At 63.1% G+C, this 14,233-nt stretch carries 14 protein-coding genes; 2 read left to right on the top strand and 12 right to left on the bottom strand.

Annotated features, from left to right (window positions below):
- Positions 1–83: 83 nt before the first annotated feature.
- From QRN42_RS15460 to QRN42_RS15425, 8 genes are all read right to left on the bottom strand, one after another.
- Complete coding sequence (locus QRN42_RS15460; RefSeq protein WP_284980031.1) at positions 84–1,388, bottom strand: MFS transporter; 1,305 nt, start codon at positions 1,386–1,388, stop codon at positions 84–86.
- Positions 1,389–1,439: 51 nt separating this feature from the next.
- Complete coding sequence (locus QRN42_RS15455) at positions 1,440–2,327, bottom strand: SseB family protein (RefSeq protein ID WP_284980030.1); 888 nt, start codon at positions 2,325–2,327, stop codon at positions 1,440–1,442.
- Entirely contained in the window at positions 2,327–3,067 is a 741-nt protein-coding gene (gene priA, locus QRN42_RS15450) for a bifunctional 1-(5-phosphoribosyl)-5-((5-phosphoribosylamino)methylideneamino)imidazole-4-carboxamide isomerase/phosphoribosylanthranilate isomerase PriA (protein ID WP_284980029.1), read from the bottom strand. Before priA ends, QRN42_RS15455 begins: the two co-directional genes overlap by 1 nt.
- Positions 3,068–3,157: 90 nt before the next feature.
- Positions 3,158–3,316 carry a CG2302 family histidine operon protein gene (locus tag QRN42_RS15445; RefSeq protein ID WP_284980028.1) on the bottom strand — a complete coding sequence of 53 codons (159 nt, stop codon included), beginning with the start codon at positions 3,314–3,316 and terminating at the stop codon, positions 3,158–3,160.
- Positions 3,317–4,063 (bottom strand): imidazole glycerol phosphate synthase subunit HisH, encoded by a 747-nt coding sequence (gene hisH, locus QRN42_RS15440; RefSeq protein WP_284980027.1) that lies wholly within the window; start codon positions 4,061–4,063, stop codon positions 3,317–3,319.
- The gene (gene hisB / locus QRN42_RS15435) at positions 4,060–4,686 is read right to left on the bottom strand and encodes an imidazoleglycerol-phosphate dehydratase HisB (protein WP_284980026.1); all 627 of its coding nucleotides are present in this window, start codon (positions 4,684–4,686) and stop codon (positions 4,060–4,062) included. Before hisB ends, hisH begins: the two co-directional genes overlap by 4 nt.
- Before the next feature lie 46 nt (positions 4,687–4,732).
- A complete protein-coding gene (locus QRN42_RS15430; RefSeq protein WP_284980024.1) occupies positions 4,733–5,851 on the bottom strand; it encodes a histidinol-phosphate transaminase in 1,119 nt (372 codons plus the stop codon).
- Between the two features lie 104 nt (positions 5,852–5,955).
- Positions 5,956–6,288 (bottom strand): LysM peptidoglycan-binding domain-containing protein, encoded by a 333-nt coding sequence (locus QRN42_RS15425; protein WP_284976622.1) that lies wholly within the window; start codon positions 6,286–6,288, stop codon positions 5,956–5,958.
- Positions 6,289–6,721: 433 nt separating this feature from the next.
- On the opposite strand from QRN42_RS15425, the gene lexA reads away from it, so the two are divergent.
- Positions 6,722–7,468, top strand: coding sequence for a transcriptional repressor LexA (gene lexA, locus QRN42_RS15420; protein WP_284976658.1), 747 nt, complete (start codon positions 6,722–6,724; stop codon positions 7,466–7,468).
- Between the two features lie 44 nt (positions 7,469–7,512).
- Here the strand turns inward: lexA and QRN42_RS15415 are convergent, their stop codons facing one another.
- Both QRN42_RS15415 and hflX read right to left on the bottom strand, forming a co-directional pair.
- Positions 7,513–9,576, bottom strand: a complete 2,064-nt coding sequence (locus tag QRN42_RS15415) for an ATP-dependent DNA helicase (RefSeq protein ID WP_284980022.1) — start codon at positions 9,574–9,576, stop codon at positions 7,513–7,515.
- Positions 9,569–11,131 (bottom strand): GTPase HflX, encoded by a 1,563-nt coding sequence (gene hflX / locus QRN42_RS15410; RefSeq protein ID WP_284980021.1) that lies wholly within the window; start codon positions 11,129–11,131, stop codon positions 9,569–9,571. Before hflX ends, QRN42_RS15415 begins: the two co-directional genes overlap by 8 nt.
- A gap of 538 nt (positions 11,132–11,669) precedes the next feature.
- Here hflX and QRN42_RS15405 point away from each other — a divergent pair.
- A complete protein-coding gene (locus tag QRN42_RS15405; protein WP_284980020.1) occupies positions 11,670–12,293 on the top strand; it encodes a class I SAM-dependent methyltransferase in 624 nt (207 codons plus the stop codon).
- Here the strand turns inward: QRN42_RS15405 and dapF are convergent.
- Both dapF and miaA read right to left on the bottom strand, forming a co-directional pair.
- Entirely contained in the window at positions 12,265–13,233 is a 969-nt protein-coding gene (gene dapF / locus QRN42_RS15400) for a diaminopimelate epimerase (protein ID WP_284980019.1), read from the bottom strand. The two genes, QRN42_RS15405 and dapF, sit on opposite strands and share 29 nt — an antisense overlap.
- Positions 13,234–13,301: 68 nt before the next feature.
- Positions 13,302–14,222, bottom strand: a complete 921-nt coding sequence (gene miaA, locus QRN42_RS15395) for a tRNA (adenosine(37)-N6)-dimethylallyltransferase MiaA (RefSeq protein WP_284980017.1) — start codon at positions 14,220–14,222, stop codon at positions 13,302–13,304.
- Positions 14,223–14,233: the final 11 nt, after the last annotated feature.

Genomic DNA, 14,233 nt, shown 5'->3' with positions numbered 1-14,233 from the left:
CAGGCCACAGAACTGCCGACGGCGGTCAGCCCCACAGGGTGCTGGCCGCCGTCGTCGTTTTCCTGCTGTCAGAGGCGGGGCTGTCAGACGCGGGCCGTGCGGCGCCGCAGCGACATGAGGGCGAATCCGGCAGCGCACAGCACAACGCCTGCCACGCCAACTGCCGCAAACCCGGCCGAGGGTCCAACCGCGTCGATGAAGACTCCTGCAAGGGGTGAGCCGAGGGCCACGCCGGCAGTCAGTGCTGACCCGTACCATCCCATGGCTTCGCCGCGGCGCTCCTCATCCACGAGGTCGGCCACTTTTTCGGAGGAAGCAGACAGGACCGGCGCGCACAGCAACCCCGGCAACAGGGATAGGAACGCCAAGGTCCAGGTGTCGTGCGCGAATCCCATGGGAATCGTCAGGGCGGCCATACCAAGGAGCAGGAGCATGGGTGAGATGGGACGCTTCATGGCTCCATAGATCAGCCCTCCCACCACGGAGGATGCGCACCAGAAGAAGAACACGATTCCGATTTGGTTTTGGTTTCCACCGCGCTGCAGCAGGCCGACAATGCTCACATCGGAACCACTCAGCACCATCCCGGAACCTGCCGCAACGGCAAACAACGCCGCCACGGCAACGGTAAACCAACTGAAATTCCTTGCCACACGGCCCCGCATGGCGGACGCCCTTGACCGGGAAGAAGCCATCTCGGATGCCGCTTCCTGAACATGGGAAGGTGCCGAAGCGACAACGGCGGCCTCGGCTGCGGCCAGATCGGCTGCCGCTTGTTCGAGCGTTTCCTGCGGCGTGCTCGCCTTATCGCTGCGGGTGGGCGGGTTGAACCACATCAGGAACAAACCTGCCGCGGAGACGGAAACCCCGACGGCGGTGAGGCCCACCGCAGCGAACCCGCTGGTCGCAACGATGGCGCCGACGGCCGGTCCGATCATGAACACGATCTCCGTGGCGATCGAATCGAGCGCGAAAGCTGACCTCCGCTGCTCACCGTCCACCAACACTCCCAAGGATTGGCGGACCACGCTGAATATCGGCAGTGTGAAGAGTCCCCCCACGAAAACCAAGGGAAGCAGCCATTCGTAAGGGACGTGCGGAACGATCGACCAGATAACGGTTTCCGAGACCACCGAAGGAATGAGCGCTTTCCGAAGCCCCACCGTGTCCACCCGCCGGCCGCGCCATGGAGCTCCCACCGCGATGCCGATGGTCATCACCGCGGCGGCCGCACCGGCGGCGGCGTAGCCCTCCCCCAGGGTCAGGACGATATGCAAAGTCAGCAGCACACCGGCTGCAGAGTGCGGTATGCGGGCCACCATGCCCACCACCAACAAACGCCGGACAGGTCGGATGGCCAACATCTCTTTGTAGAGAGCGAAGTTCACGCGTTGATTCCTCTGGTTCCCCCGGGGCAGTCCCGGGAAACCGGTACTGCCTTACTGACGCAACTGCGGCTCCTGCGCCGCGCGCTGCAATTTCACTTCTATGGAGTCCACGTTCTCAGCGAACAACTCCAACCCCGCCCACGCTTCGTTGAGACCGCCCACCAGGGCTTGAACCGCCGTGGCATCCAGCCCGTCATCGAGGAACAGGACTACCTGCAGTTCCGGCCCCGGACCGCCACCGGACACGGAACGGCCGTCTGCCGTCAAAGACGCGAGGCCTCCCCCGGGTCTGGTTTCCAGCCGCCGCACGGCAGGGAAATCGGAAGCAGCTGAAGCGAGAGCAGACTCCAGTTGATCATCCAGGTATGACGGCGTCCAGTCCCGCTGCTGCGCCAAGGCCCACATGGCTGGACGCCGCACCACGAAGGTGTATGCCGAACCGGGATCGACAACCAGAAGTTGAGCATTCTCAGACACCGCGGACAGCGCTGCACGAGCAGCATAAACGGCCACCGGACGCGCCTCGGCGTGCCAGTTCTCCAAGGCAGCAGAGGAGGTGAACACGGGCATGGCCCTGCGGCCATCCGGAGCCGTGAGGGTGACCAACGCCATATCCGCTTGTTTATCGGCATGCAGCCCGTCAACGCCATCGGCTTCCTCAGCAAGCTGCGCCACAACAGGAACGAAGACCCTCGCCGTCGCCAGGGAGGCCACAACATCGGCCTCGCTGCCGGTGCCATCCAACAACGCTCCGACCGCGGCGAGGTACCCGGCGTCGGGCTGTCCGTCGTCGTTGTCGAAATTATGGATGACGGCGTGATCCCCACTGAGGCTTCGACCGGCCCACGGCTGTCCTGCTGAATCGGTTGCTCCGCCAGCACCGGCCAGTGCCGCCGCGATATGCCCCGGCAATTCCCGTCGTCGTGATTCCTCGGCCATCAGCGGCGGCCGGCAACATCCAGGGCCTCGGGCAAAGTGAACGCGCCGGCGTACAGCGCCTTGCCCACAATCGCACCCTCGACACCCACGGGAACCAGCTCACGCAACACCCGGAGGTCTTCCAGGCTCGATATTCCGCCGGAGGCCACCACGGGTTTGCCGGTCTTCTCGACCATTTGGCGCAGCAACTCAACGTTCGGGCCTTGCAGAGTACCATCCTTGGTGACATCGGTGACCACGTAGCGGGCGCATCCCGCGTCCTCAAGGCGGGCCAGGACGTCCCACAGGTCTCCGCCTTCTTTCGTCCAGCCGCGGCCAGCCAATGTGGTGCCGCGAACGTCCAGCCCGACGGCGATCCTGTCACCGAAGCGTTCGATGGCGCGGCGGGTCCATTCAGGATTTTCCAAAGCTGCAGTTCCCAAATTAACGCGGGCGACGCCGAGGCCAAGGGCGCGTTCCAGGGACTCGTCGTCCCTCAACCCACCGGACAATTCCACCTTGACGTCGAGTTGGGAGACCACCTCATTGATAAGGTCCGCGTTGTTACCGCGCCCGAAAGCGGCGTCGAGGTCTACCATGTGGACCCATTCGGCACCGGCTTCCTGCCAGTTCAGCGCAGCTTCCAAGGGCGTTCCGTAGCTGGTTTCCGAGCCCGCTTCACCTTGCAAAAGCCGGACTGCTTGGCCCTCAACGATGTCGACGGCGGGCAGGAGTTCCAGGATGGGCTGTGAGGTGGTCATGTAGGTCCTAGGAGAGTCAGGGGAACGCAGCGGTTCAGAGACAGAAGCGGAGTTGGGCGTAATCAGTGGATCCTGATCAATTGATCACGGTCACTTGCCCGGCAGCGTGAGCAGGTAGGCCGCAAGCAAGGACATCGCCGCCAACGCGTAGAAGGAAATCGAGACCCATCGGGGCTTGTTCTGTTGATGGAAGGAGATTCCTCCGCCAACCATCAGGCCACCGAGTCCCATCAGGAGCACGGACCACATTTAGGCCACTCCCGTTCCAGGGTCAACGGGTGCTTGCGGCTTGCGCAGGCTATCCACCCAGTTGCGCAGGAGCCGCGCCCCGGCGTCGCCGGACTTTTCCGGGTGGAACTGCGTAGCGCAAAGGGGCCCGTTCTCGACGGCGGCAATAAATCGTGCGCCGTGCTCGGACCACGTCACCAGGGGCGGAGCCATGCGAGGCTGGACGACGTCGAAATTCCATTCCTGCACACCGTACGAGTGCACGAAATAGAAGCGTTCCTGCTCGACGCCGGCGAACAGTTTGGAGCCTTCCGGCACGTCAACGGTGTTCCAGCCCATGTGCGGGACCACTGCGGCAGGAAGGAGTTCCACCTTGCCGGGCCACTCGGCCATGCCCTCGGATTCGGTGCCGTGCTCCACCCCGGCTTCGAAGAGAACCTGTAACCCGACACAGATGGCCAGCACGGGACGCCCGCCGGCGACGCGGCGCCCGATCATCCTGATGGCGTCAACGGCCTTGAGCTCCCGCATGACCGTCTCGAAAGCACCGACACCGGGAACCACCAGGCCATCGGCATTCAGGACGTCCTCGGGCTTGGCACTGAGAATGACATGCGCTCCGGCACGCTCGAGTGCCCGAACGGCGGACCGGACGTTGCCGGAACCGTAGTCCAGCACCGTCACCGTCGGCTTACCCTCGGGAGATTCCGGCTTCCGCGAGGCTATGGCATCCGTGACGGCACCAGCGGCCACAGACTGGCCGCTCACAGTGCGCCCTTGGTGGAGGGAATGCCTTCAACGCGGGGATCGGACTCAACTGCCGAGCGCAGGGCGCGTGCAAACGCCTTGAATTGGGCTTCGACGATGTGGTGCGGATCCCTGCCGGCGAGAACGTTCATGTGCAGGCAGATACCGGCGTGGAGGGTGATCGCCTCAAAGACGTGCCGGGTCAAGGACCCGGTGAAGTGCCCGCCGATCAAGTGGTACTCCTGGCCGGCAGGTTCGCCGCCGTGGACAAGGTACGGACGGCCCGAAACATCGACGACGGCCTGTGCCAAAGCCTCGTCCAAAGGAACCGTTGCCTCGCCAAAGCGACGGATGCCCGCCTTGTTCCCCAATGCCGTGCGAAGCACCTCTCCAAAGGTGATGGCCACGTCTTCCACCGTGTGATGCACGTCAATGTGGGTGTCCCCAGTGGCTTTGACGGTCATGTCGATCAAAGAGTGCTTGGACAGGGCAGTCAGCATGTGGTCGTAGAAAGGAACCGACGTGCTGATCTCGGAGACACCCGCGCCGTCCAGGTTGATCTCCACCAGGACGGAGGACTCGCTAGTGGTGCGCTCGAGCCGCGCGGTGCGGGCAGCGGTGGGCACTGAGCCGGTTTCGCTCATTGGGACGTCCTTATACACGAAGAATGGGTTGGGTCTATAGACAAGTTTAGGCGTGCGGGGCGGCTGGTCCGTGCAGCAGGGATTCCAGGGCCTCAAGGAAGACAGTGGTCTCCTTCTCGGTACCCGCTGTCACCCTCAGGTGGCCCGGGATACCGACGTCGCGAATCAGTACACCCGCGTCGAGAAGCCCCTGCCACACTTCATGCGGGTTGTCCAAGCCACCGAAGAAGACATAGTTGGAGTCAGACACCGACGGTTTTAGGCCCATCCGCAAGAGCTCAGTCACAATACGATCGCGCTGAATCTTGATGTCTTCAACGTCAGCCATCAGGGCCTCGCGGTGGTTCAGCGCGGCCAGCGCAGTCGCCTGGGTAATCGCGGACAAGTGGTACGGAAGCCTGACGAGACGAATCGCGTCGGTGACCTCCGGCGCTGCTGCCATGTATCCGAGACGGGCCCCAGCCAAGGCGAACGCCTTGCTCATGGTTCGGGAAACGATCAACCGCTCGCGGCCTGGCAACAAGGTCAAGGCACTGGGCGTGTTGTCGTGCGCAAACTCGTGGTAGGCCTCGTCAACGATCACTATGGCCTGGCTCGCTTCGCCGGCGTCGTACACAGCCTCGACGACGTCGAGTGTCAGGCCGGTCCCCGTGGGGTTGTTGGGAGAGCAGAGAAAAACAATGTTCGCGGCGGTGTCGCGTACTTGCGCCGCGGCAGAGGCAGCATCCAAGCCGTAGTCGGCCGCGCGGAAACCGCGGACGTATTCGGTGTCGGTGCCGCTGGCCAGTAGCGGATACATGGAGTACGTCGGCGGGAAACCCAGAGCCTTGCGGCCAGGACCGCCGAACGCCTGGAGGATTTGTTGCAGTACTTCATTTGAGCCATTGGCCGCCCAGATGTTCTCCGGAGCGAGCCCGTGACCGAGATATTCCGCCAATGCCTGGCGCAACTCCGTGAACTCCCTGTCGGGGTAGCGGTTGAGTCCAGTGGCAGCGGCTGCGACCGCCTCCGTAATGGCTGCCTGGACATCCACCGGCACGCCATGGGTGTTCTCATTGACATTGAGTAGAACGGGCACATCCAGCTGCGGCGCCCCGTAAGGGCTCAGTCCACGCAGGTTGGTCCGGAGGGGAAGTCGGTCGAGTCGCTCAAGCTTGTCACTCACAGTTTCCAGTTTAAGGGCCTCCGTGGATGGGTGCGTAACTGTGACCCCTTGGACCGCGCGACGGGCATGCCCGGGCACTCGCCAGATTCCCTGGGCACGGCCCTCTAGCCGGCTGGAACGAACAACTTCTGGCCGGGATGGATGCTGCCGCCACTGAGGTCATTTAGCTGGATGATCTCGGCAATGACATCCCTGGGATCCCGGCCGGGCGCGGCCGCCCCCGCGATGCCCCACAGGGACTCCCCGGGCTGAACCGTGACGGAAATCGCAACCGGTGGACGCAGTTGAGCCTGGGTGTCTGAGGCTTTTGCCGGGGAAGTGACGAAGCCAAGAAGGGTGATCAACGCGGCCACCAGCAGCATCGCGGGGATGCCGAAGAAGACGATCCGCCCCCTGCGCGTCAGGCGAAGCCGCGTGGACTTCGATTTCACGTCCATGACTGGTGCCGACTGCGCCACTGCAAGTGCAGGCGCTGGCCCTCCGAGAAGACCCTCAAGCGTTGATATTGCAGACATGAGCTTTGCCCTTCTGAGCGATTGCCGTGCCCCGGGTGTCCGATACGCGGCGGTCAATTCCGTATGCTCTCCCGACGCCACCCGAACCGTTCGAACACTTTCTTCGAACATCGGCACGGTTTGCGGTGTTGTTAGAACACATATTCGAACCTTGCTAAGACCTTTTTAGCACTTATCAACGAACGGTGTCGAGACTCGCTAGAACAAATGTTTGATAAAGGTCTGTGCCTGCCCTACGTTTGATGGAAGAAGCAGCCACTGTTTCAGTGAATCAACAGGGTCTGACATTTTTAGGCCCGGCATCATCGGCGCGGTCCGTATCGCGCCCGGTCCGGACGGAAAGGCATTGGCAAACATGGCAGCGAAAGCCACAGGAGGTAGCGCTCCCCTGCGTAGCCAACAGCCTCAAAAGAGCCCCAAGAGCCTGACGGTCCGGCAGAAGAAGATCCTCGAGACCATTCAGCGCTCGGTCAATGACAATGGATACCCGCCCAGCATGCGTGAGATCGGGGATACGGTGGGCCTTGCGAGCCTTTCCAGCGTGACCCACCAGCTGACCCAGCTGGAGAAGCTGGGCTACCTTCGCAGGGACCCCAAGCGCCCTCGGGCAATGGAAGTCTTGATGCCCTTGACCCTCGACGGCGGCGGGCCCATTCCCGGGGTTGAGGAACCTGCCCGCCTTCGGAGTGCCGGTGGGCTCGCGGTCACCGAACTGGCCAGCGCCAGCGACACAGCCATGGTGCCGTTGGTAGGCCGCATCGCAGCCGGTGGGCCGATCCTGGCCGATCAGACGGTGGAAGATGTCCTTCCCCTGCCACGACAGCTCGTGGGACACGGCGAACTGTTCATGCTCAAGGTTGCTGGAGATTCAATGATCGACGCCGCCATCTGCGACGGTGACTGGGTGGTGGTGCGACGGCAAAACGACGCCATCAACGGCGACATCGTAGCTGCCCTCTTGGATGACGAAGCAACCGTGAAGACGTTCCGCCAACGGGACGGCCACACGTGGTTGCTGCCGCAAAACACCCAATATGAGCCCATCCTCGGTGATCAGGCCACCATTATGGGCAAGGTCGTCTCGGTGCTGCGTTCCCTCTAGGCGCAGTTCCCTCTAGGCGCAGTTCCCTCTAGGCGCAGTTCCCTTTAGGCGCTCTTCCTACTCAGGCGCTCCAGCACACCCCTTACCACCGTTCGGTCCACCGTGGGCCAGAACGGCGGCAGTGCCGCCCGCAGGAACGCGCCGTAGCGTTCTGTCGAAAGCCTGGGATCCAAAACCGCCACAACTCCCCGGTCTCCTGTGGAGCGGATGAGCCGGCCCGCGCCTTGCGCCAAACGGATGGCCGCGTGCGTCGCCGAAACTGCCATGAATCCGTTGCCGCCGGATTGTGCGACTGCCCTGGAACGCGCTGTCATCAGCGGGTCGTCCGGACGGGGGAAAGGAATACGGTCAATCACCACCAGGCGGCAGGAACCTCCCGGAACGTCCACCCCTTGCCACAGAGACATGGTTCCGAAAAGGCAAGTGTCTGGCTCGTCTGCGAATTGCTTGACCAGGGCCGCCATGGTGGACTCGCCTTGGCAGAGGATATCCACGTCCAGCCGCAGCCGCATGGCATCAGCGGCTTCCTCCGCAGCCCGCCGGGAGGAGAAGAGGCACAAGGCCCCGCCGCCGGAGGCCCGAATCAGGTCCTCCAATTCATCCAAAGCCTCCAACGAAGTTCCGCGGCCTGGCTTCGGCAAGTGTTTCGCCACGTAGAGGACCCCCTGTTTGGGGTAGTCAAAGGGGGAACCGACGTCGATCCCGGTCCAACTCGGCGCGCCGTCGCCCAAGAGGCCCAGCCCGCCTGCCGCAGGTTCGAACGCAGCCCCGATTGCCAACGTAGCCGACGTCAGGACTACTGTGTGGCCCGTGAACAGGCCTTCCCGCAGCCTTCCCGCGACGCTCAGGGGCGCGATATTGATGAGGGCCGGTGCGGTCTCGTCCGGCTGGGAGTACCCCTGCTGGGGGTCGAAGGTGCTGTTGCGCGAGAACCAGACCACCTCCCGGTTCTCCTTGGCGGCAAGCAACCGTTCGCAGAGTTCCAGGATGAGCATAAGCCGCGAGCGTGCCAGCTGCCTGCCGCCGTCGGCAGAGTTTGATCCCGAGGAATCCGGCTTCGAATCCGAGAGCGCCGCGCGCGTTGCCTCACGCAACTGGTCCAGGCAATCGAGTTGTTCGTCATCAAGCCCGTTGGGCAGCAGCCCGTTCGGGGCTCCGGCGATCGCCATATCCAATCGATCGGCAGCGGCGTTGAGGGCATCAACGGTGATGGCGGTGTGCTTTCGGGCACTTGAAGCTGCGGCATGGACCATGGCGACTGAGAGCTGGCCAGAGACTGCGCCCGTGACGCGGTCCTGCAGCTCGTGTGCCTCATCCACCACAACGACGTCGTACTCGGGCAGAACAGCGAGGCCCTCGAAGGCGCTGACGGCCAGCATCGCGTGATTCGTCACCACGACGTCGGCCTCCCCGGCGCGGGATCGGGCCAGCTCACTGAAGCACTCCTCAGCCATCGGGCACTTCTGTGCCCCCAGGCACTCCATGGACGTGACGGACACCTGGCGCCACGCCCTGTCCGTCACGCCGGGCATGAGCTCATCCCGGTCCCCCGTGGTGGTCTTTTCCGCCCACTCCCGAAGCCGCACCACTTCCTTGCCAAGTTGGGACGAAGGTCCCCCCATGGAGGCGGCGAAGTGCGGGACGCTGGTGTCCTCACCGAGTGAGAACAGTTGGCCCTCGGAGGGCTCCTCGCTGGGAAATCCGCCGTCGAGCTTCTGCAAGCAGACGTAGTTGGCCCGGCCTTTGACGAGCGCAACGTTGACCGGGCGTTCAAGGGCAGGGCTGATCGTTTCCAGCAACCGGGGAAGGTCGCGGCCAACAATCTGCGTCTGCAACGCCAGGGTCGCGGTGGACACCAGTGTCGGTTTGTTGCTGACCATGGAATGGGCGATCAGGGGAATCAGGTAAGCCAAGGACTTACCTGTTCCCGTTCCGGCCTGGACCAGCAAATGCTCACCGGTTTCAATGGCCCGGGTGACGTGCTTGGCCATCTCATGCTGGCCGGCACGGCTTTGACCGCCCATGCCGGAGACAGCGCGGTCCAGCAATTCCAGGGTGAACTTCTCCCCCACCGACTCGACGGCGTCCGCCGCGACATTCTCAACCATTACTGACGAATGACTCCAGTTCGGCGGCGAGGCCCTCCCGGACCATCGCCACGACGCGCGTCCCACTTTCTTCATGGTCCAGGCTCAGGATCTCAGCATCGGAACTGTGCAGCTTGCTGATCATCTCGCCGCGCTCGTAAGGAATGAGCATTTCAAGCCGAACACCAGGCCGCGGAATGGACCGGCTGATCTCCTCCAAGAGCTCAGAGATTCCGAGTCCCGTCCGGGTGGACACCACAGCGTGCCGGGGTTCCTTCTGCTTGAGGCGCTCCACCACGAAGGGATCGGCCACATCGACCTTATTCAGGACAATGATCTCGGGGACCTTGCGTGCATCCACCTCGCTGAACACGGACCGCACTGCGGCGATCTGCCCCTCGGGGTCCGGGTGCGAAGCATCCACGACGTGCAGGATCAAGTCCGCATCCGCCACTTCCTCAAGGGTGGAGCGGAATGCTTCAATCAGCTGCGTCGGCAACGAACGAACAAACCCGACGGTGTCCGCGAGTGTATAACCGATGCCGTCCGGTGTTTGCGCCTTACGCACCGTGGGATCCAAGGTGGCGAACAGCGCGTTTTCCACGAGCACGCCTGCGTCCGTCAGGCGGTTCAGCAGCGACGACTTGCCGGCGTTGGTGTACCCGGCAATCGCTACGGAAGGGACAGCATTACGACGGCGGTTGGCCCGCTTGGTCTCACGGGCCGGCTTCATTGCCGCGATTTCACGACGAAGTTTAGCCATCCGGGTCCGGATACGACGGCGATCGAGTTCGATCTTTGTTTCACCCGGGCCACGCGAGCCCATACCTGCACCGGCCCCACCCACTTGTCCACCGGCCTGCCGGGACATCGAGTCACCCCAACCACGCAAGCGCGGGAGAAGGTACTCGAGCTGGGCGAGCTCCACCTGTGCCTTACCTTCGCGGCTCTTGGCGTGCTGGGCAAAAATGTCCAGGATCAAGGTGGTCCTATCGACGACTTTGACCTTGACAATGTCCTCGAGGCCACGCCGCTGGGAAGGCGCGAGTTCGGTGTCGACCACTACGGTATCGGCACCTGTGGCGGACACAATGTCCTTGAGTTCCTGCGCTTTGCCCGAACCAAGGAACGTACCCGGGTCAGGCTTCGCCCGGCGCTGCACCAAACCGTCGAGAACCTCGGAACCAGCTGTTTCTGCCAAGGCCGCCAGCTCACGGAGTGAGTTCTCGGCGTCGGCCAGGGTACCTTCGGTCCACAGGCCGGCCAAGACCACGCGTTCAAGGCGCAACTGCCGGTATTCGACCTCAGTAACATCTTCGAGTTCGGTGGAGAGACCTGCGGTGCGGCGCAGGGCCCGCCGCTCGGCGAGGTCTTGCTGGTCGCCGTCGTAAATGCTGTGCTCTTGATCCAAGGCGGAAATTGCCTGCGCCTTGCCGAAGACGCCCTGGGGGTCTTCACGGCTTGCTGGCTGCTCAGGTGCATCCTTGGAAAGTATCCGGTCGATAACGGCCTGGATTTGATCAGGACTCATGTCCTGGGCGTCGGAATCGGATCCGGAGTGCTTCTGGGTGGTCATGGTCTCCTTAGACTGTTCGGCTATTCCAGAATAGTGCTGATTGCTGTTCAACGGGGCGCTCTTCGCGCTGGGCTGACCTGGCTGGGCCAATGGGCCTCCTGTGTGTTGCGCCTTGGCGGGCCGAACTCAGGGTTCGGGCGCGCGGCTGCTGGCGGATCAAGGTGTGAATAGTTCCGCAGGAAAGGGTGGCCGACAGGTCAAAAACGGTTTCCCCGGTGGGATGCTGCACGACGGGCAAAATGCCGGGCACCAGGGGAGGTGATTTTCAGGGACTCCCGCATCCACAATCAGTGGTGTGCGGGAGGTTGCCGGACGGACCTTGGACTGCGGAAAGGCCCGGCGGCGGCGGACTTGCGCCGAGCGGGACCTGCATCGCTGTGGGACCGGTTGTCTGGGATCATCCGGCAATCATTGCACCGGAAGCTCAAACGGCTACTGAAAATTCAAGATCATGAAGTTAATCTTATCATTCGCGTCAAATCGGGCCCCGGAGCCTGCAGTTTCCCAAGCGGCCCGCAGCCAACTAATCTGGCAAATTATGGAGTCTGCTCACTATTTCAGCGCCCAACCGGCCGGACCGTTCACCCGCAAGCCCCTCACCGTGGAACTCGCCGGAGAAACACGGCATCTGCAGACTTCCTCCGGGATCTTCAGCCCTGATGCGGTGGATAAGGGAACGCTGATACTGCTTTCCGAGGTCCCGTCTCCGTCCCCGCGTGGGAACCTCTTGGACATCGGCTGCGGCTGGGGTCCTATCGCGCTGACCATGGCATTGAAGGCGCCCCACGCCACAGTCCACGCGGTTGACGTGAACGAACGCTGCATTACCCTGACCAATGAGAACGCCGCCTTGCTCGGTCTGGGCAACGTTACGGCGAGCCTGCCGGACGAAGTGGATGCTGGCATCGAGTTCGATACCATCTGGTCCAACCCACCGATCCGCGTCGGCAAAGATGAACTCCATTCCCTCTTGCTTACGTGGCTGCCGCGACTCGCACCGGGCGGAAACGCCTGGCTCGTGGTTCAGAAGAACCTGGGCGCCGACTCACTGCAACGGTGGCTGGCTTCGGAACTGGATGACGGTTTCACGGTTTCGCGTGAAAGTACGTCAAAATCTTTCAGGATCCTTCGGGTCAGGAAAGCGTCCCAGAAGCAACTATGACGGCGGGGCCGCTCAGTTCCACGTGCTCCCGACCGCCCGCGCCGGGGAAGAACTTGACGCCCACCACCCCGCCGGGGACCTTCACATGCCAGTCGTTGGGCGCGGTAGGGCCAGCCCAATGCCGGATGGCAACAGCCGCGGCGCAGGCGCCCGTGCCACAGGATTGGGTCTCGCCCACTCCGCGTTCGTGGACACGCATAGTGATGGTTCCGACGCCGTCCTCCACCAAAGGCTCAGCGGGCACCACGAATTCCACGTTCGTTCCGTTGACTGGCTTGGGCTCCACCACCGGAGCCTTGAAAAGTTGCGTTGCGGACAGCTCAGCCAACTCCGCCAGCGCCACGACGGTGTGGGGGTTGCCCATACTCACGGACAGGCCTGGACGTGCCACTTCCAGCCCCTCGGCGCTGACAAGGGCGTCCATGGCTTTACTGGTGGCCTCACGGGGAAAGATGAACTCCCACGGGCCCATATCTACTGCATACCCGGTGGTTGTCCGCACTACCTTCTTCACGCCACCGCGCGTGCCGATGGTCAGGGTTTGTCCCGGTGCCAGGTCCACCAAGCCTTCGGTGATGAGGAATTGCACGAATACGCGGACACCGTTGCCGCACATCTCAGACAAGGAACCGTCACCGTTGCGGTAATCCATGAACCACTCGGCAGCCGGGTCCTGCTCCAGCAATGCCCTACCCTCAGGAAGGAAACGCGACGGAACGGCGCGAATGAGGCCGTCGCCACCAATTCCCACATGGCGATCGCACAACAATGCCACCTGCTCCGGCGTCACCTCGTGTGCGTCCCCCGGGTCGGCGATGAGGACAAAGTCGTTGCCAGTTCCATGCCCCTTTGAGAACGCCAGTCCCGCGAGGCCGGCGAGTGGCGTGGAGGCGCCCACAGCTGCTGGCTGCTGGGCGGGAAATGTGGTGGTTTCATCCATGGCACTAGGCTACCTGCCACGGTTGTTCGACCCGAAATTACCGCCGCCCGGAATTGAGTCCCCGGTAATTAGTCTTGTCCAGCCGCAGCCACGGTTTTGGACACGAGCTCCGGATCCTGCCAATCAAACCATGCGATGCGGGGATCGGCCCGAAACCATGTCAGTTGGCGTCGTGCGAATTGCCTGGTGGCGACGATTGTCTCCGAGGCCGCTGCAGCGGCGTCCGCTTCGCCGTCGAGCACTTTCAGGAATTGTGCGTACCCCAAGGCACGCGATGCCGTCTTCCCCTGGCGCAGTCCCGCGTGGTCCAGCGTTCGCACTTCGTTGAGCAGGCCCGCGTCCACCATCGAGTGCACCCGCAACGCCAGGCGCTCCCTCAGCACCTCCCGGTCCACCGAAAGGCCGATCTGCAACGCAGGCTGGAAGTACTGGCGCCGGGGCATGAACGAGCTGAACGGACGCCCCGTCAGTGCATGCACCTCAAGGGCTCGGATCACGCGGCGGGCATCGCCGAGCCGGCCCGCGGACACCGGATCGACGTCCTCCAGACGGGTCCGTAGCGCCGCAAGGCCGAGAACCTCGCACTCCTCTTCCAGCTGCTTCCGGACCGAGGGGTCCGTGCCGGGGAATTCAAGGACGTCCAGGGCGGCGCGTATGTACAATCCGGACCCACCCACCAGGATGGCCCGCTTGCCCCGCGAATGAATCTCGGCGATGGCGGCCCGGCATTGTTCCTGGAAATCGGCCACGCTGGCTTCCTCAGTAACATCCATGATGTCCAAGAGGTGATGGGGGATGCCTTGCCGCTCTTCAACACTGATCTTTGCGGTACCGATGTCCATGCCGCGGTAGAACTGCAGCGCGTCTGCGTTGATGACCTCACCATCGAGGGCTTGGGCCAGGCTGACGCCGAGATCCGATTTTCCGGAGCCGGTTGGCCCCACGACCGCGATTACAGGCCCCGGGTGACGAAGGACGGGACTCGTCATGTGATCCTGCG

It is taken from the genome of Arthrobacter sp. fls2-241-R2A-200, from assembly GCF_030209745.1.
In the GTDB taxonomy this organism is placed as follows: domain Bacteria; phylum Actinomycetota; class Actinomycetes; order Actinomycetales; family Micrococcaceae; genus Arthrobacter.
This window is presented reverse-complemented; position numbering and strand designations above follow the sequence as displayed.